Source organism: Nonomuraea sp. NPDC049695 (genome assembly GCF_040674955.1).
GTDB classification, from domain to species: domain Bacteria; phylum Actinomycetota; class Actinomycetes; order Streptosporangiales; family Streptosporangiaceae; genus Nonomuraea; species Nonomuraea helvata.
In genome coordinates, this window is the sequence record NZ_JBFANV010000071.1 from 1 (window position 1) to 17,629 (window position 17,629).

Below are 17,629 nucleotides of genomic sequence, written 5' to 3' on the forward strand. Positions count from 1 at the left end.
GTCACGGTCCTGGTCGTCTGCCCGGACCGCGCGGTCGCGGCCTACTATGCGCAGCCGATCGAGTCCGGGCTGCCTGGTTACCGTCTGCAGGCCCGCGTTCTGGGTCCGGACGGCATCCCGGTCATCACCGACCCTCAGCACGCCGCCGCCCGCCCAGCGCTCGCGGCCATGTCCGTCATGGCCCATGGCCGCAACCGCAAGGTGATCGAAGCATTCGCCACAGCGCTGTCCGACACTCGTAATCGTCACGCTACGAAGTACACTGAATACGCCTACAGCATGGCCGCGCCCGATATCCGGCGCCTCATGGAGGAGATCATGACGTCCACCGACTGGCCGGTCTACACGCCTTGGGCCCGCGAACACTACGGCCGTGGCCTTGAAGAAGGCCAAACCAAGGGGAAAGCGGAGGAGGCGGCCAAGATGCTCCTACTGGTGCTGGCCGCCCGTGATTTTGATGTCCCAGACGACATGCGCGCCCGGATCACCGCCTGCGCCGATGTCGCGCAACTCGAACACTGGACCAGCCGCGCCGTGACCGCCCAGGCACTCCAGGACCTCTTCAGCGAGCCTGACGCCCAGCGTCATTAGGCGCTGTCCAGTGGGTCACGTGTCGGTCGGCGTCAGGAAGATGTGCCTGGACGCCCGAGGCGTACGTTTCGAAGACGGACATTCTTAGCTGATCAGCATTCGTGCTCGATGCGGCACCCGAGCAAATCAGCTGCGATCTGCTCTTCACCCTGATTTTCGGTCCTCGGTCAAGAGCCGGGGAGCGCGAGGGGCCGGCAGGCCCCTCGCCCGGGGCGGGCTCCAGTTCGCGGAGGACCATGCTGTCCCCGGAAGCCCCAAGGGCAACCTAGAACGCGGTGGTGGGGAAGGTGATGCCCTCCACCGTGAGCTTCCCGCCCGAGCACGACACCTTGGGCGAGTCCGTTCCCGGCACGATCACCGTCAACAGGGACTTCGCCGCCGGCGACACCACCACATTGGTCGGGTTCTTCGACAGGTACGTGGGCGAGACCCACCCGAGCTTCCCGCCGCGCTCCACCTTCTGCCCTCCGACCCGGTCGCACGACGCCCCGAACTGCAGCAGCGTGACCTTGAACTTGCCGTCCCCGAGCACCACCTTGCCCCCGCCGTTGGAGAGCAGCTTGAGCGACTGGTCGAAGCGCCACAGGTTCTGGATCTTCTTGCCGCCCGACGCCGTGTCCCGCACCGCCATCAGGTCCTCGCCGTGGTTCACCAGCACCGACCTGGTGCGGCTCACCCCGTACGCCTTGTCCGTCAGCTTGAACGACTGCCGGTCCTTGCCGTACTTCGTGCCGACGAGCTTGGAGGAGGTGCGCGGCCGGAAGCGGGCGCCGACCACCGTCGGCACGTTGTGCGCCTCGGGCGAGAGCGTCCAGTAGCGGTAGGAGCTCTTCTCGTACGAGTGGAAGCCGCCGTCCACCAGGATGTCGCGGCCCTGCGCGTAGTACGTGACGCCCAGGTGGTCCTCGTGGCCGTGGAACTTCAGCCCCGGCCCGAACCTGATCGAGTAGTACGCCGACTCGGGCTTGCCCCAGGCCGTGCGGCCGAAGACGTAACCGGCGCGGTACGCCTTGACCTCCTGCTTCGGCGTCCCCGTGTCGATCTTGGGCTCGGTCTCGGCGGTGCCGTCGCCGAGGGGCACCATGTAGCCGTTCGGCATGGTCGAGTGGGCGACGAAGTCCTTCAGCGCCTCGGCCCGCTTGGCGATCTCGCCGGGCACCTTCCTGCCGCACGCCTTCATGTTGGTCATCGCGACCTGCAGCCGGTCGTACACGTACACCGCATAGCGGGGCGCCTGCTCCATGAGCGCACCCTGCGAGTCGACGTCGAGCCTCACCGTGCCGGTCAGGCGGCGGGAGGCCAGGTCCGCCCAGTCCTTGCGGCCGTAGCGGCAGCCGATGCCCATGAGCGCGATGTCCTGGTCCATGCCGTGGTTGTGGCCCTTCTTGTAGAGCCGCGAGTCCGACAGGAGCTTGGCGTGGTCGGCCAGGCTGTCCTTGAGCCAGCTCTCCTTGACGTGCATGCTCAGGCAGAGCAGCGGCTGCGTGCGCAGCGAGACAGGGTGGTCCTTCCACGCGTACGGCTTCGTGCCGGGCGCGCCGCGCCTGTTGTTCGCGACCCAGTCCTTGGCGATCTCGGTGGCACGATCCAGGTAGCGCTGCTCACCGCTGTTCTCGTACGCGACGACCAGCGTGCCCATCCAGCGCAGCGACTGGAACACGAACTCCCACGAACGGTTCCCGTACGGGCTCGCACCCCAGTTGATCTTCTTGCCCAGCTTGAACGGGGGCAGTCCGACCAGCGAGATCTCGCCCTTCATGACGTCGTCGGCCGTCGGCGTGCCGGGCAGCCAGTCGCCCTGGCACTCCGTGGTGCGGGTCACCTTGTCGGCATGCGCGGGGCTGACTGACCCGCCGATTGCCAGCATGAGAGCAAGAGGTATCGCGAGCCGGCGCACGCCAGTTCCTTCCGGGACATAAAAGTAAAGGCGGATCATGCTGTCCGAATTGCGATCAACCGGTCAAGTTGCGTGTCGGATTCGTTAGATGCTCGATGCCCGAGTGAGGTGACGACATGCGGGCGCGTCCAGGATGGCGGAGACCGTACACGTCAGGACATGCTTGTTCCGTGAGATTCGACGACCTCGTGATCCCGGACACGCCCGCCTGCCGCGGCGCGCTCGAAGTGGCCACCCGCTACCACACGCCCTCGCTGCTCAACCACTCGATCCGCGCCTACCTGTGGGCGGCCGCGTACGCGCGCGGCCACGCGATCGCGTTCGACGCCGAGCTGCTGTACGTGTCGGCCATGCTGCACGACATCGGGGTGGTCGCCGAGTTCGACAGCCATACCCTGCCCTACGAGGAGGCCGGCGGGGAGGTCGCGTGGGTGTTCTGCGCAGGGGCCGGCTGGTCGCCCGAGCGGAGGGTACGCGCCCGCGAGGTGATCATCCGGCACATGTGGGACGAGGTCCCGGTGGAGGAGGACCCGGAGGGTCACCTGCTGGAGCTCTCGACCGGCATGGACATCTCGGGCCGCCGTACGGACGAGATCCCCGAGGAGGTGCGGCGGGAGGTCCTCGAGCGCCACCCCCGGCTGGAGATCGCCAAGGAGTTCAGCGCGTGCATCTCCGAGCAGGGCGCGCGCAAGCCGTCGAGCCTCGCCGGTCAGTTCCTGCGCGCCGGCATCGTGGACCGCATCGCGCGCAACCCGCTGGACGCCTAACCTTCGGCAGCCTTGGGGCCGGTGCTCTCGGCGACCTCGAACGTCCACAGCTCCGAACCGGTCGCCGCGGGTCCCTGCCCGTGGCCGTGCCCGTGCCCGTGGCCCTGTGCCTGCGCGGCCTGCGCGGCCTGCGCGTGCCCGCGCTGGAACGCCTCACCCTGCTGCCACTTCTGGAAGTCCTCCTCGCTGCGCCAGCGCGTGTAGACGAGGTACCGCTCCGTGCCCTCCACCGGCCGCAGCAGCTCGAACCACTCGAACCCGTCGGCCGACTCCACCATCCCCGCGCGGTTGGAGAAGCGGCGTTCGAGCTCCTCGCGCATGTCGGCGGGCACGTTCAGCACGTTGATCTTCACGACGGACAACGGGATACCCCTCTCGTCAGCGCACCGCCCGGTGCCGGGCCGGTGAGGGCTCCAGGCTAACGCGGGCCACCGCCGGCACATGATCCCGGTCCAGCGCGTCGCGCATGTGCGGCAGCGCCACCGTGGACAGGTGCCGGCCGAGCTCGCCGATGGGGGCGCACTCGTCGGTTACCACGCGTAGCCGCACTTCAGGACGGTTCGGTGAGCCCACCAGGTCCGCGTGGGCGCTCAGCACGACCGGGCTCGACTCGACGTCGGCGGCGACCGCGTGCGCCATCCCGGGTGCCGACACCTCGGTGATGCCGGTCGGCGACGTCTCCAGCCGTACCGCGCCGTGCGTGGTCTCCCTGCGTCCCTGTACGAGCAGCCATCGCAGCGACAGCAGCGCCACCGCGATCGACACGAGCGCCACGAGCCACCAGATGCCGGGGCCGTTCCGCGTGAAGAACCCCCGTACGCCGCCGTCCACGATCGGTGCCCGCGCGGTTCCCCAGGCGCCCAGCCCGCGGGCCAGCGCGAGCCCGCCCAGGACGGTCAGCGCCAGCCCCACCAGCGCCAGTCCCCACCGGTTGCCCCGGCTGGTCTTCCTGCTCACTTGCGCTCCTTGACGTTCACGGCCACCCGGTACGGCTCCACGAGGTTCATCGCCGCCAGCCTGGTGAGCACGGCGGCGCGTACCTCCTCGGCGAACCTCTCCTTGTCCCACCCGGACGTGACCGGCGTGACGGCGACCGTGTGGCCGCGGACCGAGGCACGGGCCGAGTGCACGCCCGGCACCTCCTCGGCCGCGTGCGCCAGGGCCCTGCCGACGCTCTTGGGGCGCAGACCGATGATCACGTCGGGGTCCCCGCTGCGTACGGGCGCCATGCTCGGCCGCCCCGGGACCAGGGCGGTGGCCAGCAGCGCCAGCCCGAGCAGCGCCACGACGGCCGAGGCCAGCAGGAACAGCGGGTTCGACCAGAGCGTCGAGTCGGCCCAGCCGAGCATCCGGTCGTACGGCACCCAGCGCAGCGGGCGGCCCACCAGCGCCGAGATGGTCTCGGCGGCGACGAGGACGCTGAGGAGCGTCAGCAGGACGGCCACGACGATGGCCGGGATCCTCCGGTTCGGGCGGAACGCCCGCACGGCCGCCCGGTCGGCGGCCCTGTCGCGCGTCACCGGGAGCGCCTGGGAAGATCCACCCTCGGTCTCTGGATGCTCGTTCATGGCGGTTCTCCACCGAGATCGGTCACGGTCACGTCCAGGCGCGTGACGGTCAGGCCGGTCTGCGCGGCGACGCGGCCGATCACGTGCTTTCTGAGCCGCGCCGCCACGGCACGCAGCGGCGACGGATAGGCGAGGCTCACGGTCAGCCGGACCGCGGCCTGATCGCCACGGACCTCCGCGTTCGACGAACGCGTCCACGGCAGGTTCCCGAGATGCACCTCACGCACCTCGGGAACCTCCGCGGCGGCGCAGCACGCGATCTTGGAGACCACCCGGTCGGCGATCTGGGTGCGCCCGCGCAGCTCCGGCGGCGGCTGGGGTGCGGGACGCTGCGCGGGCACAGTCGCGGTGCCGGTGGCAGTGCCGGTGCCGGTGGTCATCTCCGCCTCTCGGACGTCAGGTTCAGCTGGCCCGTCTCCGCGATCCGGCCGACCAGGAAGCCGACCGCGCCGAGCACGAGCACCAGCAGGAACGCGATGAGCCCACCGAACGCTGCGACGAGCCCGAGAACGATGCCGACGGCCATGCCGATCACCGGCATCCACTGGTTGTTCATGATCCCTCCACGACGTCGTCGATGCGCACGTTCACCCGGCGGTCTCCGGCCGGCTCCGACACGGCCCGCCGCACTTCGTCGGCGGTCTCCGGGAACGGGCGGTCCATCGTGGCGACGATGGCGATCTCCACCGCGCGGTCGTTCACGGAGACGCCCATGAGCCGCTTGCCCGGCAGGTACGTGGCCACCGTCCCGAACGGGCCGCCGGACAGCCCGGCCACGCCCTGGCACGAACGCGCCCGCTCGGCGATCACGCTCGCCTCGTCCGCGCCACCGCCCGCGGCTCCCGTCCCGGCGCCCATCGTGACGTCGGCCGCCGGGGCCGGGCCGGTTTCCGTCATTGGACCCGTGGCTCCTGCCCGGTGTCCGTCCTCTGCTGGCCGCCGCGGGTCATGCCGCTCTCCCCTTCGCGGGTCATGCCGCTCTCCCGTTCGCGGTCCTGCTCGGGCAGATGGACGTCGTCGATCCTGATGTTGACCTCGGTCACCTCGAGTCCGCACATCCGCTCGATGGCGTTGATGACGTTCTTCCGCACCGCGCCTGACAGCTCGGGGATCGCCGTCCCGTACTCGGCCACGAGGTCGAGGTCGATGGCGGCCTGCCGCTCGCCCACCTCGACCGACACGCCCTGCGAGACGCTCTCCTCGACGCCGACCATGCCGCGCATGCTGCCCAGCGCGCGTGCCGTGCCTCCGCCCATGGCGTACACACCGGACACCTCGCGAGCCGCGAGTCCGGCGATCTTGGCCACGACACCATCGGCGATGGTGGTAGTGCCCTTGTCGGTCACCAGCGCGCTCGCCGGGCCGCCCTCGTACGTCCTGGCCTTCGGTACGGTCGCGGCCTGACTGGCTTCCGTGGACCGGTTGGACATTGTGTCCGACACGACCGTCACCCCCCCTGTTTGTCGTCCCTAGTAAGGACTGATAACCGCCATGGGCAGGGCTGATACCCAACGAAAAGGACTTTGGGGGCATTTATCGACAATTCCTGACTTGCGGGAGATTGGGCGTGGCGCGAGGCGGCGCGGGTTGGGCGGAGCCCCCGGCTGCGGCGATAGCCTTGTCGGGTGCGTATAGCGAGGTTCTCCACAGGCGATGGCGTGTCGTTCGGCGTGGTCGAGGGCGGCCCCGGCGAGGAGGTCGTCTCCACGGTCGCCGGTCATCCGTTCAACCAGGTGCAGTTCACCGGCGAGCGGTTCCCGCTGTCCCAGGTGAAGCTGCTGGCCCCGATGCTGCCGAGCAAGGTGGTCGCCATCGGCAGAAACTACGCCGAGCACGCGGCCGAGCTGGGCAACGAGGTGCCCGAGGAGCCGCTCATCTTCATGAAGCCGTCCACGTCGGTGATCGGCCACGGCGAGAACATCGCGTACCCCACGACGCTGTCCGACCGCGTCGACTACGAGGGCGAGCTGGCCGTGGTGATCGGCAGGCTGTGCCGCGAGGTGCCGGTCGAGCGGGTCAAGGACGTCATCTTCGGCTACACCTGCGCCAATGACGTCACCGCGCGCGACCTGCAGAAGAAGGACGTGCAGTTCACCCGGGCCAAGGGGTTCGACACGTTCTGCCCGCTCGGGCCGTGGATCCAGACCGACCTCGACGCGAGCGACCTGGCCCTGACGACCACGGTCAACGGCGAGATCCGGCAGAGCGGTCGTACGAGCCAGCTCATCAACGACATCCCCGCGCTGGTGGCCTACGTCAGCGCGGTCATGACCCTGATCCCCGGCGACGTCATCCTGACCGGCACCCCGGCGGGCGTCGGCCCCCTCCAGGTCGGCGACGAGGTCAGCGTCGGCATCGAAGGCATCGGCACACTCACGAACAAGGTGGTCTCCCGTGACTGACGTACGGGTGCGGTTCGCCCCGTCTCCTACCGGCATGTTCCACGTGGGCAGCGCCCGCGCGGCGCTGTTCAACTGGGCCGTGGCCCTGCAGTCCGGAGGGCGGTTCATCCTCCGCATCGAAGACACCGATGCCACGCGCAACCGGCCCGAGTGGACCGAGGGCATCATCTCGGCCCTCGACTGGATCGGCGTCAACGGCGGCAACCCGGCGTTCGAGGGCCCCTACTTCCAGTCGGCCTACGAGCCACAGCACCGCGAGGCCGTGGCCAAGCTGCTGGCCGACGGCAAGGCCTACTACTGCGACTGCACCCGCGAGCAGGTCCAGGAGCGCACCGGCTCCCAGGACAAGGGCTACGACGGTCACTGCCGTGACCGCGGCCTCAGCGCGGGCGCGGTCCGCTTCCGCACTCCCGACGAGGGCGTCACGGTGGTGGAGGACCTGGTCCGGGGCCGGGTGGAGTTCCCCAACAACGCGCAGGAAGACTTCGTCATCGCGCGCAGCGACGGCTCGCCCCTCTACGTGCTGGCCAACGCCGTCGACGACATCACGCAGGGCATCACGCACGTGGCCCGCGGCGAGGAGCACCTGCCCAACGCGGCCAGGCAGGAGCTGCTGTGGCCCGCGCTGGGTGCCAAGCCGCCGGTCTGGGCGCATCTGCCGGTGATCGTCAACGAGCAGCGCAAGAAGCTGTCCAAGCGCCGCGACAAGGTCGCGCTCGAGGACTACCGCGCGGAGGGTTACCTGCCCGAAGCCATGGTCAACTACCTGATGCTGCTCGGCTGGGGGCCCGGCGAGGATCGCGAGATCATGCCGTGGTCCGAGATGGTGCCCCTGTTCCGGCTGGAGAACGTCAACCCGTCCAACGCGTTCTTCGACGAGAAGAAGCTGCGCGCGTTCAACGGCGAGTACATCCGGGCGCTGCCGCTGGAGATCTTCGAGGAGCGCTGCGCGCCCTACCTCGACCCCTCCTGGGACCGTGAGCTGTTCAGCAAGGTCGCGTCGCTGGCGCAGACCCGCATCTCCGTGCTCTCGGAGATCCGGCAGAACGTCGACTTCCTCTTCCTCGAGGAGCCGGTCTTCGACCAGGCGTCCTGGGACAAGGCGATGAAGAACTCCCCGGTGGAGATCATCACCGACTACCTGGCCCGGCTGGTGTCGGTGAGCTGGGACCCCGAGTCGCTCAAGGAGGCGCTGGAGGAGGTCGGCACGGCCCACGGGCTCAAGCTCGGCAAGGCCCAGGCCCCCGTACGCGTGGCGATCACCGGCCGGACGGTGGGCCTGCCGCTGTTCGAGTCGATCGAGGTGCTCGGCCGCGAGCGGGCCGAGGAGCGCCTGCGCACCGCCCTGGCCCGCCTGCAGGGCTGACAGCGACGCCCGGCGGCCCTGAAGGCAGGGCCGGCAGCGACGCCCTGGGGCGCCTCCGCGACTGACGGCCCGACGCTGGGGGGCGACCCCCATGCCCGAGCCGGGTCCTGCGGGCGTGCCTTCCTTCCGGCATCGGCGCGCCTCCCGTGCCCCTTGATCCTTCTTCCGAAGGACCCCCACCGAAGTGCGGCGGACGGAGGGGCACGGGCAGGATGCGGTGAGGCGCGGGCTCAGTCGAGGCCGCGGCGGGCGAGCAGCGGCTGGATGCTGGGCTCGCGCCCGCGGAAGTTGCGGAAGGCGGTCAGCGGGTCGATGCTGCCGCCCCGGGAGAGCAGCTCGCGGCGGAAGTGGTCGCCGTTGGCTCTGGTGAGCCCGCCGTTCTCCTTGAACCACTCCACGCTCTCCGCGTCGAGCACCTCGCTCCAGATGTAGGAGTAGTAGCCGGCGCTGTAGCCGCCGGAGAAGATGTGCGCGAAGTAGTTGGTCCGGTAGCGCGGCCTGACCTGCGGTACGGCGATCTGGGCGGCCTCCAGGGCCGCCGCCTCGAACGCCTCGGGGTCGTCCACGGTCTCGCCGGGCGCCAGTCTGTGCCAGGCCCAGTCGAGCAGCGTGGCGGCCAGGTATTCGACGGTCTTGAAGCCCTGGTTGAACTTCTCCGCCGCCTGCAGCTTCTCCACCAGCTCGGCCGGCATGGGTTCGCCGGTCTCGTGGTGCTTGGCGTAGTTGGCCAGCACCTCGGGCCAGGTCGTCCACATCTCGTTGACCTGTGACGGGTACTCGACGAAGTCGCGGGGCACGCTGGTGCCCGACACGCGCGGGAACCGTACCTGCGAGAAGAGCCCGTGCAGCGCGTGGCCGAACTCGTGGAAGGCGGTGTTCACCTCGTCGTACGTCAGCAGCGTCGGCCCGGAGGCGGGCTTGGTGACGTTGAGGTTGTTGATCACCACGGGCAGCAGCCCGAACAGGAACGACTGGTCGACCAGGTTGTTCATCCACGCCCCGCCGCGCTTGGTCGCCCTCGCGTACGGGTCGAGCACGAACAGCCCCAGCCGGCTCCCGTCCTCGTTGAACACCTCGAACACCGTCACGTCGGGGTGGTATCCGCCGAGGTCGGGCCGCTCGGTGAAGGTGACGCCGTACAGCTTCTCGGCCGCGAAGAAGATGCCGTCACGGTAGACGCGGTTGAGCTCGAAGTAGGGCCGCATGGCGCCCGCGTCGAAGTCGTAGCGGGCCTGACGCACCTTCTCGGAGTAGTACGACCAGTCCCACGGCTCGACCTCGAATCCGGCCTGCGCGGTCAGCTCCTCGGCCTCCTTCCGCGCGTTGCGCACGGCGGGGCCGACGAGCTGGCCCAGCATCGCCTCGACCGCCTCGACGGTCTTGGCCGTCTGGTCGGCCACCACGTACGCGGCGTGGTTGGGGAACCCGAGCAGCGCCGCCCGCTCGGCCCGCAGCGCCGCCATCGTGGCCGCCAGCGCGAAGTTGCCCGGCGCCCGGCCCACGCTCAGCTCGTACAGCCTGCGGCGCACGTCGCGGTCGGTGAGCTGGGCCAGGCCCGGCTGGTCGGTGAAGTTGAGCAGCGGCAGGACGTACTTGCCGTCCTTGAGCAGCGACTCGATCTTGGCCTGGTCGAAGCCGTCGAGCTCCTTGGGGTCCTCCACGACCAGCGCCGACTCCGTCGAAGCCTTCAGCAGGCTCTGCGCGAACTCCGTCGAGAGCTTCGACAGCTCCTCGTTGAGCTCCCGCAGCCGGTCCTGCTCCGGCTCGGACAGGTCGGCCCCGGCCCTGATGAAGTCGTCCCGGTACTTCTCCAGCAGCCAGGACTCCTCGGGGTCCTCCGACGACACCTGCTTGATCCGCGCCCACAGCGCCCGGTTGAGCCGGATGGCGTCCATGTGGCGGGTCAGCTGCGGAGAGATCTCTTTCTCGATCTCCATGATGCCGTCAGAGGTGTTGGAGCTGGCGACGGTGAAGAAGACCGTGGCCGTGCGGTCGAGGATCCGCCCCGACCGCTCGAGCGCGGCGATCGTGTTGTCGAAGGTCGGCGGCTCGGAGTTGCCTGCGATCGCGTCGACCTCCGCCAGTTGCTCCGCCATGCCGCGCTCGAACGCGGGCAGGTAGTGCTCCTCGCGGATGTCGGCGAAGGGCGGCAGCTCGTACGGCAGGGAACTAGGGGCGAAGAACGGGTTTCCGGCCAACGGTGGGGCTCCTCCACGTGGTGTTTTGTCCCCTTCAGCTTGGCACGAGCGGGCCCCTGCTGTGAGCCGCCGAGTAATCGTTTTGGTCTTAGCCCCGGAGCTGGGCTATTCTTTCGGACGTCGCCAAGAGCGCGCCTCGCAAGGGGCCGCCAGCGGTGGGGTATGGTGTAATTGGCAGCACGACTGATTCTGGTTCAGTTAGTCTAGGTTCGAGTCCTGGTACCCCAGCACTTCTTATTTCGCCAGTCTGTGCAGGATTTCGGTTATCTCCCGATACGTTCTGGCTGTCGGCGCATGAGACGCCTCCACTGAGAAGACCTTGAAGGTGTTGTCCGGCGTAGCCGCGTCCGCTTCCTTGATCATCCGGTCCTGCAGCGCGAGTGGAATCACCTTGTCCCGCGTGTGCCTGATGTAGACGCGCGGCACTCTTCCCCACGCCTCCTTGCGCCCCCTGGCGTCGGCGCCGCCCACCTGGAGACTCTCATCCGGCAGCAACGTGTTGAGCATGGCCAGCAGCTCGCCCTCGCTCGCCTCGGCCATGAACGCCGCCTTCACCGCGTCCAGAAACCTCCTGTCGTTCGTCCGCCAGTTCATGCGGATCGCGCCGATCACTCTCGGATCGGCGACGATGCCGGCCGCCACGCTCGACGCGAGGCTCTCCTTGCCCTCCGGCGTCGCCAGATAGTCGTTGGGCGAGCGCAACTCCGTGCAGCAGAACGCGGTGTCGTAGACGAGCAGGTCGATCAGCTCGGGCACCGCGTCGGCCGCCTTGGTGATGGTCGCGCCGCCCAGGCTGCCGCCCACCAGGATCACCGGGCCGTGCTTCGAGGCCCGGCGCACGGTGTCCACCGTGGCCTCCACATAGTCGTCCAGCGTGACCCCCGCCATGGGCGACGGCAGCGTGGCCAGCTGCGCCAGGTCCTGCGGTGCCTGGTACGCGCGGTGAAACTGCTCCTCGGGGCCGTGGCCCGGCAGGTTCACGCCCAGGGTCCGGTGGCCGCGCAGCGTCAGCTCGGGGTCGGTGCCGGCCACGCCGTTGGCGCCGGTCACGAAGACGTACGTGGTCACGTCCTTGCGTGGGCGGGACGCCGAGGCGCCCGCGGCGCCGGCCCCCGCGACGGCGGCGAAGTGGAACATGTCTCTACGGGTCGGAAAGCTCATGACTCGATGGTCGTCGTGGCCGGCCCGGCCGCACATCGCCTGTCCGGTTCGTCGATCGGTGGACGCCCGTCATCCACCGATCGGTCGATGACGTGCCAGTCTTGACCTCATGAGCTGGCTCGACGGCCGCGAGCGCTGGGCCTTCCTGGGGCTCGCGTACGCACTGCTCGCGATCTCCGCGATCGCGACCGCCCTCGTGGACGCGCCCACCACCGCGTCCTGGCCGCTTATTCGCTGGCCGGCGGGGCCGACCTGGCTCTCGGAGACGGCCGGCCCGGGCACCGGCGCCCTGGCCGCGGGCTCCGTGGCGGGGTGGCCGGTGCCGGCGTCGGTCGCGGCGGTGTGGGTGGCGCCGATCGCGTGGCTGCACCCTCGCCGCGACCGGCACCGCTTGCTCGTCGTGGGGCACTATCTCGTCCTGATCGCCCTCGCGGGTGTGCTGGCCGTCGCGAGCCCCGCTTTCCTGCTGTTCTCCGCGATCGGCTATCCGCTGGCCATCGCCATGCTCCCGGCCCGCCTGGTCATGGCGGGCGTGACGCTCACCGCCCTCGCCAACGTGACCGTCCAGGCGGGTCCGGGCGCCGGAGACACCCTGCTCACCGTCATCGCGGGAGTGGCGCTGCCGCTGGTCATCGCCGGCTGGTACGTCGCGGGCGAGCACGACAAGCGCCGCCGCCTGGTCGAGCGGCTACGTGCCGCCATGGCCGAGAACGCCGACCTGAACGCCAGGCTGCTCGACCAGGCCAGGCAGGCAGGCGTGCTCGACGAGCGGCACCGCGTGGCGGGCGAGATCCACGACACGGTGGCGCAGGACCTCGTCGCCCTGATCGGCCAGCTCGACGCCGCCGACCGTGCCCCCTTGGCCCCCGCGCGCCGCCGCCACCTCGACCAGGCCGCCGAGCTGGCCCGCCGGAGCCTGTCCGAGGCCCGCAGATCCGTACGCGCCCTGCATCCAGAGCCGCTGGAGGACGCGAGACTCCCCGAGGCGATCACCACCATGGCCGAGTCGTGGTCACGGTCGGCCGGTGTGGATCTCGTGCTCGAGATCACCGGCACGCCGGTCGCGCTGGCCGCCGATGTGGAGGCCACGCTGTTCCGCGTCGCCCAGGAGGCGCTGGCCAATGTCGCCAAGCACGCCCGGGCCACCAGGACGGGCCTCACGCTGTCGTACGCGGACGAAACGGTCCTCCTTGACGTTCGCGACGACGGGCTCGGATTCGACCCGCAGAAGGCCGCTGACGGCTTCGGCCTCGACGGGATGCGGCAACGCGTCCGCGGCGTCGGCGGCACCCTGGCCATCGAATCCGAACCGGGCCAGGGCACGGCCGTGGCCGCCGCCGTCCCCGCCATCCCGGCCGAAGACCCTCGCGACACCGCCGGCGCCGTCCCCGCTGACGGCCCTTGCGAGACCGCCGGCGCCGTCCACGGAGGAGCCGGGCGAGGCGCGGTGGAAGGGCAGCCGGGTCTTCCGGGCGGCCGATCGGCCTCTGGAGAGGGCGATGGATGAGAGGCTGACCAGGGACGATCACCATGGGGGAGTGGGACGGATGCCGGTGAGGTTGCTGATCGCGGACGATCACCCCATCGTGCGCGACGGCCTGCGCGCGGCACTCGGCGGGGAGCCCGACCTCGAGATCGTCGGGGAGGCGGCCGACGGCGAGCAGGCCGTCCGCCTGGCCGCCGAGCTCCAGCCCGACATCGTCCTCATGGACCTGCGCATGCCCGGCATGGACGGCGTCACCGCCATCCGCCGCCTGCGCGGCACGGGCCCACGGGTGCTGGTGCTCACCACGTTCGACACCGACGTCCTGCCCGCCCTCGAGGCGGGCGCCACCGGCTACCTGCTGAAGGACGCCCCTCCGGAGGAGCTGGTGCGTGCCGTCAGAGCCACCCACAGGGGCGAGACCGTCCTCGCTCCCGCCGCGGCCGGCCGTCTCGCCGACCACCTCCGCAAGCCGTCCAGGGGCAGGCTCAGCAAGCGCGAGCTGGAGGTGCTCCGCCTCGTGGCCGGGGGAGCGACGAACAAGCAGGCGGCAGCCGGCCTGTTCATCAGCGAAGCCAGCGTCAAGACGCACCTGCTGCACATCTACGCCAAGCTCGACGTCCGCGACCGCGCCTCCGCCGTTGCCGAGGCCTACCGCCGCGGCCTCCTCACCCACTGACCCCCTCTTTCGAGCTCCGAAATGGCGCCGGAGTGCCGATCTGATGGGCTGATAAGCGGTTTGGAGTGGTCTCCGGGGTGCGGTAGAGTTACCTGCGTTGCCGGGGAGACCCGGCACCAGCAGCTTGTGGACAGGGTCCCGTCGTCTAGTGGCCCAGGACGCCGCCCTCTCAAGGCGGTAGCGCCGGTTCGAATCCGGTCGGGACTACCACTTGTCACAAGCCCGCGAAGGTCCCGTCGTCTAGTGGCCCAGGACGCCGCCCTCTCAAGGCGGTAGCGCCGGTTCGAATCCGGTCGGGACTACGTCTACTCCACCCGCTCCGGTGCGTACAGCACCGGAGCGTTTCGCTTTTCCGGTCGAAGCGCCTAGCTCCGGGTCGGAGGCACCACCCGTATCCCGAAACCGTACGTGCCGATGGCGCCGGCGATGCCCAGGAAGAGCAGGCTGTAATGCTCCTGGCCCCGAGCCGTGGTGATGCCTCCCAGATCGAGCAGCGACTCCGCGGGCCAGCCCAGCTCAGCCAGGAGCCCGCCGACCGTGCGTTTGGCCTCGGCGTCATCCCCCGAGAGGAAGAGCGTGCTCGGGCCCTCCAGCGAGTCAGGCGCGCCCATGAGCCGTGCGTCGACGGTACAGAGCGCCGTCCTCCGTGAAACCGACCGATACGTCGAGCAGCACCTTCTCCGCCAGGGCCCGCAATTCCCTGTCGTCCGGCCGCCGCGATCCCAGGACGACGTCATGGCCCGCAGTGGCCCAGCCGGCGGCCAGTGCCCGTCCTACGTTGCCCGTTCCAAGAATTCCGATCTTCATGGCGGTTCCGCCCGCCGCCGCCTCCGGCCACAGCCGGGTCCGTTGTGTGGCATTGGTCGTAGGACCTCGCCCCCATGCGCGGCCGCGTCATGCGACGAGAAAGGCCCTCGCCTGAAAGAACGGCGAGGGCCTTGATCAGCCGCGGCGGTTCACGCCGAGCGGGCCTTGAAGAGGGCGCGGCGGGCCGCCTTGGCGACCTGCTTGTCCGGGTGGACCTGGGAGATCAGGTCCAGGAGCTCCTCCACGTGCGCGTGCGGGATCCGCCAGACCACCTCGAGCAGGCTGTTGACCATCTCGGGCCCGATGTCCCGCAGGCTGCTCACGAACTCCGACCGCCCCAGACCGGCAGAGATGGTCCACATGTCCAGGATCAGCCAGTGCGTGTCGTCCTGGGTGGGCTCGGGCGCCCCCTCGATCCCCAGCTGGCTCAGGTGGGTGGCGGCGTAGGGCCGCAGCGAGGGCTGCTTGAGCGCCGCCTGCCAGGCCGGGACGGCAGCCTCGCCCAGCGTGCCGACCACGCTGGCCGCCTGCACCCTGATCAGCGCGTCGCTCTCGTCCTCGGCCGCCGCGTCCAGCAGCTCCTCGGCCGCCTTCTCCGGCTCCCGCAGGCGCATCCACGCCGCGAACTCCGCGTCGGCCTCGTCCTCCGGCAGCTCCGCGCTGAGCGCCAGCAGCTCGTGGGCGCTCATGGACTCGATCGCGGGCCGCGCGTCCACCTCGATGTCGGCGTCGTCCACCAGGTGGACGACGCCCTCGGTGCCGAGCGGCGTGAGCCGGACGGTGTCGCCGTCGAGCTCGACCATGCCGTAGCCGATCAGCCAGTCGATCGCGGGCGTCAGCGGGTCGCCCGCCGCCTCCCACGCGTCCGCCCCCAGCTCGTCGAGGTCGGCTGCGGCCTCGGCCAGGTCCTGTCCCAGCTCGGCGCGGTCACGCGCGCCGCCCGCCAGCAGCAGGCGTACCAGCAGGCCCCGCGTCAGGCCCGTCAGCGCCATCGTGAGGTCTTCGTCGTCCAGCTCCGGGTCGCCGTAGTCGACCGAGTGGAGACCCAGCATCCAGGCGTCGAGCACGTCCTCGTCGTCGTCGAACGGCCACTCCGACGTGTCGTCCTGCACCGCCACCGTGTTGCCTTCGCCGGGCTGGAGGAACTCCAGGTCCACGGCCAGGTTCCAGATGTTCCAGAGCTGCGGGACCGCCTCGGCGATCGGGCCGTCGGTCTCGGGCCTGGGCAGCTCGACGGCCGCCAGCGCCTCCTCCACCTCGGCGTCGGTCAGCAGGGTGTCCTCGCCCACCCGGCGGCCGGACCCCACCCACAGGGCGAGGTCGCGGGCCTTGGCGACCAGCGGCGCCTGCCGGGCCGCCTCGGCCAGCTCAGAGTCGGGCCGCAACCGGATCGTGTCGAGATCGGCGAGCTCGTCCGCGAACGACTCGAAATCGCCAAGGTCGCCGACCTCTTCCTCCTCGTCGTCGCCCTCGGCGTCGTCCAGGAGCTCTTCCATGAGGTCGACGAACTCGTCCTCGACGTCGTCCAGCTCCGCCTGCAGATCGGCGAGGGAGTCCGAGCCCTTGGCCAGCCTGCCGGTCTGGGAGAGGAACGTGAGGTACGCGTCCACGGCCGGGAGCATCCCGTCGGCGGCGGCGTCGGGATCCTCCACGACCTTGGGCATGCGATCGAGCAGCAGATTACGCAGGTCAGCGCGCTTCCAGGTGCCGAGGTCCTGCGAGAAGGCGAGACGGTGCCAGAGTGCGGCAGGCCCCACGAGCTCGGGATCGCTTCCGGGCGCGTTCGCATGCGCCCACATGATGAACTCTTCGAGCAGGGGTCGCAGCTCAGTGGCGGCTACCTCGATGCGATCTGTCACCCACTCAGGCTAGTGCGCCCACGAGGCACTCGGCTCCCCAAATACCTGCTTTCTCCGATCATGACGTGCGACGCATTGCCTCCGTTATACGTTCGGCGGCCGCCATGACGGGCACCGCGTGGAGCCGTCCGGGGGCCCTCGTGAGCCGTTCGATGGGGCCGGAGACCGACACGGAGGCGATCACCTTGCCGCCGCTGCCCCTGATGGGGGCCGACACGCTGGCCACACCTTGCTCACGCTCGCCGACGCTGTGGGCCCAGCCGCGGCGCCGTACGGAGGCGAGGGTGGCGGCGCTGAACTTGGCGCCGCGCAGCCCCCGGTGCAGCCGGTCCGGCTCCTCCCAGGCCAGCAGGATCTGCGCCGCCGAGCCCGCCGTCATGGGCAGCGCGGAGCCCACCGGCACGGTGTCGCGCAGGCCGCTGGCGCGTTCGGCGGCCGCCACGCAGACGCGCTCGTCGCCCTGGCGGCGGTAAAGTTGCGCGCTTTCCCCGGTGAGGTCCCTGAGCTGCATCAGCACTGGCGCGGCCACCGCGAGCAGCCGGTCCTCGCCGGCCGCGGTGGACAACTCGGAAAGTCTCGGACCCAGGACGAATCTGCCCTGTGTGTCACGACTCACAATGCGGTGATGCTCAAGTGCGACGGCCAGTCGATGGGCCGTGGGACGGGCCAGACCGGTGGCCTGGACGAGCTGCGCCAGTGAAGCGGGGCCCGCTTCGAGGGCATTGAGTACAAGAACGGCCTTGTCGAGTACTCCGACTCCGCTAGAGTTGTCCATACACCGATACTGCCGTCTCGACATATGAGAAAGCAAGTCGGAGGCAAACTCCGCGCAAGGGGAGATTGGGACCCCG

The 17,629-nt window shown here is 69.9% G+C and carries 20 protein-coding genes and 3 tRNA genes; 9 read left to right on the forward strand and 14 right to left on the reverse strand.

Annotation, left to right across the window (positions count from 1 at the left end; genetic code table 11):
• Positions 1 to 591: hypothetical protein (locus AB0J64_RS41510; RefSeq protein ID WP_364040422.1), on the forward strand; the 591-nt coding region annotated here is incomplete at its 5' end.
• A gap of 265 nt (positions 592 to 856) precedes the next feature.
• Here AB0J64_RS41510 and AB0J64_RS41515 read toward each other — a convergent pair.
• Positions 857 to 2,458, reverse strand: coding sequence for a heparinase II/III family protein (locus tag AB0J64_RS41515; protein ID WP_364040425.1), 1,602 nt, complete (start codon positions 2,456 to 2,458; stop codon positions 857 to 859).
• Positions 2,459 to 2,658: 200 nt separating this feature from the next.
• Here AB0J64_RS41515 and AB0J64_RS41520 point away from each other — a divergent pair, with 200 nt between their 5' ends.
• Positions 2,659 to 3,255 carry an HD domain-containing protein gene (locus AB0J64_RS41520; RefSeq protein WP_364040428.1) on the forward strand — a complete coding sequence of 199 codons (597 nt, stop codon included), beginning with the start codon at positions 2,659 to 2,661 and terminating at the stop codon, positions 3,253 to 3,255.
• On the opposite strand, the gene AB0J64_RS41525 is transcribed toward AB0J64_RS41520, so the two are convergent.
• The 7 genes from AB0J64_RS41525 to AB0J64_RS41555 are packed head-to-tail and all read right to left on the reverse strand — an operon-like array spanning position 3,252 to position 6,253.
• Positions 3,252 to 3,617, reverse strand: a complete 366-nt coding sequence (locus tag AB0J64_RS41525; RefSeq protein ID WP_364040431.1) for an antibiotic biosynthesis monooxygenase — start codon at positions 3,615 to 3,617, stop codon at positions 3,252 to 3,254. The genes AB0J64_RS41520 and AB0J64_RS41525 overlap by 4 nt on opposite strands.
• A 16-nt stretch (positions 3,618 to 3,633) precedes the next feature.
• Entirely contained in the window at positions 3,634 to 4,212 is a 579-nt protein-coding gene (locus AB0J64_RS41530; protein WP_364040434.1) for a hypothetical protein, read from the reverse strand.
• Complete coding sequence (locus AB0J64_RS41535) at positions 4,209 to 4,823, reverse strand: DUF6286 domain-containing protein (protein WP_364040437.1); 615 nt, start codon at positions 4,821 to 4,823, stop codon at positions 4,209 to 4,211. The genes AB0J64_RS41530 and AB0J64_RS41535 overlap by 4 nt, the downstream gene beginning before the upstream one ends.
• Positions 4,820 to 5,203: an Asp23/Gls24 family envelope stress response protein gene (locus AB0J64_RS41540; protein ID WP_364040440.1), complete on the reverse strand. Its 384-nt coding sequence runs from the start codon at positions 5,201 to 5,203 to the stop codon at positions 4,820 to 4,822. Before AB0J64_RS41540 ends, AB0J64_RS41535 begins: the two co-directional genes overlap by 4 nt.
• Positions 5,200 to 5,379: a DUF2273 domain-containing protein gene (locus AB0J64_RS41545; protein WP_364040443.1), complete on the reverse strand. Its 180-nt coding sequence runs from the start codon at positions 5,377 to 5,379 to the stop codon at positions 5,200 to 5,202. Before AB0J64_RS41545 ends, AB0J64_RS41540 begins: the two co-directional genes overlap by 4 nt.
• A complete protein-coding gene (locus AB0J64_RS41550) occupies positions 5,376 to 5,720 on the reverse strand; it encodes a hypothetical protein (protein ID WP_364040446.1) in 345 nt (114 codons plus the stop codon). The genes AB0J64_RS41545 and AB0J64_RS41550 overlap by 4 nt, the downstream gene beginning before the upstream one ends.
• The gene (locus tag AB0J64_RS41555; protein ID WP_364040581.1) at positions 5,717 to 6,253 is read right to left on the reverse strand and encodes an Asp23/Gls24 family envelope stress response protein; all 537 of its coding nucleotides are present in this window, start codon (positions 6,251 to 6,253) and stop codon (positions 5,717 to 5,719) included. Before AB0J64_RS41555 ends, AB0J64_RS41550 begins: the two co-directional genes overlap by 4 nt.
• A 195-nt stretch (positions 6,254 to 6,448) precedes the next feature.
• Between AB0J64_RS41555 and AB0J64_RS41560 the strand changes: the two genes are divergently transcribed.
• Both AB0J64_RS41560 and gltX read left to right on the forward strand, forming a co-directional pair.
• A complete protein-coding gene (locus tag AB0J64_RS41560) occupies positions 6,449 to 7,225 on the forward strand; it encodes a fumarylacetoacetate hydrolase family protein (RefSeq protein WP_364040449.1) in 777 nt (258 codons plus the stop codon).
• A complete protein-coding gene (gene gltX / locus AB0J64_RS41565) occupies positions 7,218 to 8,591 on the forward strand; it encodes a glutamate--tRNA ligase (RefSeq protein ID WP_364040451.1) in 1,374 nt (457 codons plus the stop codon). The genes AB0J64_RS41560 and gltX overlap by 8 nt, the downstream gene beginning before the upstream one ends.
• A 230-nt stretch (positions 8,592 to 8,821) precedes the next feature.
• Here gltX and AB0J64_RS41570 read toward each other — a convergent pair whose 3' ends face one another.
• Positions 8,822 to 10,789 (reverse strand): M3 family metallopeptidase, encoded by a 1,968-nt coding sequence (locus tag AB0J64_RS41570; protein WP_364040454.1) that lies wholly within the window; start codon positions 10,787 to 10,789, stop codon positions 8,822 to 8,824.
• Between the two features lie 156 nt (positions 10,790 to 10,945).
• Between AB0J64_RS41570 and AB0J64_RS41575 the strand changes: the two genes are divergently transcribed.
• Positions 10,946 to 11,017, forward strand: a tRNA-Gln gene (locus AB0J64_RS41575).
• A gap of 6 nt (positions 11,018 to 11,023) precedes the next feature.
• Here the strand turns inward: AB0J64_RS41575 and AB0J64_RS41580 are convergent.
• A complete protein-coding gene (locus tag AB0J64_RS41580; RefSeq protein WP_364040457.1) occupies positions 11,024 to 11,950 on the reverse strand; it encodes an alpha/beta fold hydrolase in 927 nt (308 codons plus the stop codon).
• A gap of 109 nt (positions 11,951 to 12,059) precedes the next feature.
• Here AB0J64_RS41580 and AB0J64_RS41585 point away from each other — a divergent pair, with 109 nt between their 5' ends.
• From AB0J64_RS41585 to AB0J64_RS41600, 4 genes are all read left to right on the forward strand, one after another.
• Entirely contained in the window at positions 12,060 to 13,457 is a 1,398-nt protein-coding gene (locus tag AB0J64_RS41585) for a histidine kinase (protein WP_364040460.1), read from the forward strand.
• Positions 13,450 to 14,112, forward strand: a complete 663-nt coding sequence (locus tag AB0J64_RS41590; RefSeq protein WP_364040463.1) for a response regulator transcription factor — start codon at positions 13,450 to 13,452, stop codon at positions 14,110 to 14,112. Before AB0J64_RS41585 ends, AB0J64_RS41590 begins: the two co-directional genes overlap by 8 nt.
• Before the next feature lie 134 nt (positions 14,113 to 14,246).
• Positions 14,247 to 14,322 (forward strand) — tRNA-Glu (locus tag AB0J64_RS41595).
• A 19-nt stretch (positions 14,323 to 14,341) separates the two neighbouring features.
• Positions 14,342 to 14,414: transfer RNA gene (locus tag AB0J64_RS41600), tRNA-Glu, on the forward strand.
• A gap of 63 nt (positions 14,415 to 14,477) precedes the next feature.
• Here AB0J64_RS41600 and AB0J64_RS41605 read toward each other — a convergent pair.
• From AB0J64_RS41605 to AB0J64_RS41620, 4 genes are all read right to left on the reverse strand, one after another.
• Positions 14,478 to 14,723: a hypothetical protein gene (locus tag AB0J64_RS41605; protein ID WP_364040466.1), complete on the reverse strand. Its 246-nt coding sequence runs from the start codon at positions 14,721 to 14,723 to the stop codon at positions 14,478 to 14,480.
• Positions 14,710 to 14,919 (reverse strand): NAD(P)-binding domain-containing protein, encoded by a 210-nt coding sequence (locus AB0J64_RS41610; protein ID WP_364040469.1) that lies wholly within the window; start codon positions 14,917 to 14,919, stop codon positions 14,710 to 14,712. Before AB0J64_RS41610 ends, AB0J64_RS41605 begins: the two co-directional genes overlap by 14 nt.
• A gap of 149 nt (positions 14,920 to 15,068) precedes the next feature.
• Complete coding sequence (locus AB0J64_RS41615) at positions 15,069 to 16,778, reverse strand: hypothetical protein (protein WP_364040472.1); 1,710 nt, start codon at positions 16,776 to 16,778, stop codon at positions 15,069 to 15,071.
• 58 nt (positions 16,779 to 16,836) lie between these two features.
• The gene (locus tag AB0J64_RS41620) at positions 16,837 to 17,553 is read right to left on the reverse strand and encodes an IclR family transcriptional regulator (RefSeq protein ID WP_355380490.1); all 717 of its coding nucleotides are present in this window, start codon (positions 17,551 to 17,553) and stop codon (positions 16,837 to 16,839) included.
• Between the last annotated feature and the right edge of the window lie 76 nt (positions 17,554 to 17,629).

Excerpts from the sequence above, each read along its gene's own strand:
- AB0J64_RS41515 (WP_364040425.1), bottom strand. The coding sequence starts at position 2,458 with ATGCTGGCAATCGGCGGGTCAGTCAGCCCCGCGCATGCCGACAAGGTG.
- AB0J64_RS41535 (WP_364040437.1), bottom strand. The coding sequence starts at position 4,823 with ATGAACGAGCATCCAGAGACCGAGGGTGGATCTTCCCAGGCGCTCCCG.
- AB0J64_RS41540 (WP_364040440.1), bottom strand. The coding sequence starts at position 5,203 with ATGACCACCGGCACCGGCACTGCCACCGGCACCGCGACTGTGCCCGCG.
- AB0J64_RS41545 (WP_364040443.1), bottom strand. The coding sequence starts at position 5,379 with ATGAACAACCAGTGGATGCCGGTGATCGGCATGGCCGTCGGCATCGTT.
- AB0J64_RS41550 (WP_364040446.1), bottom strand. The coding sequence starts at position 5,720 with ATGACGGAAACCGGCCCGGCCCCGGCGGCCGACGTCACGATGGGCGCC.
- AB0J64_RS41555 (WP_364040581.1), bottom strand. The coding sequence starts at position 6,253 with ATGTCCAACCGGTCCACGGAAGCCAGTCAGGCCGCGACCGTACCGAAG.
- AB0J64_RS41580 (WP_364040457.1), bottom strand. The coding sequence starts at position 11,950 with ATGAGCTTTCCGACCCGTAGAGACATGTTCCACTTCGCCGCCGTCGCG.
- AB0J64_RS41585 (WP_364040460.1), top strand. The coding sequence starts at position 12,060 with ATGAGCTGGCTCGACGGCCGCGAGCGCTGGGCCTTCCTGGGGCTCGCG.
- AB0J64_RS41590 (WP_364040463.1), top strand. The coding sequence starts at position 13,450 with ATGGATGAGAGGCTGACCAGGGACGATCACCATGGGGGAGTGGGACGG.
- AB0J64_RS41605 (WP_364040466.1), bottom strand. The coding sequence starts at position 14,723 with ATGGGCGCGCCTGACTCGCTGGAGGGCCCGAGCACGCTCTTCCTCTCG.
- AB0J64_RS41610 (WP_364040469.1), bottom strand. The coding sequence starts at position 14,919 with ATGAAGATCGGAATTCTTGGAACGGGCAACGTAGGACGGGCACTGGCC.
- AB0J64_RS41620 (WP_355380490.1), bottom strand. The coding sequence starts at position 17,553 with ATGGACAACTCTAGCGGAGTCGGAGTACTCGACAAGGCCGTTCTTGTA.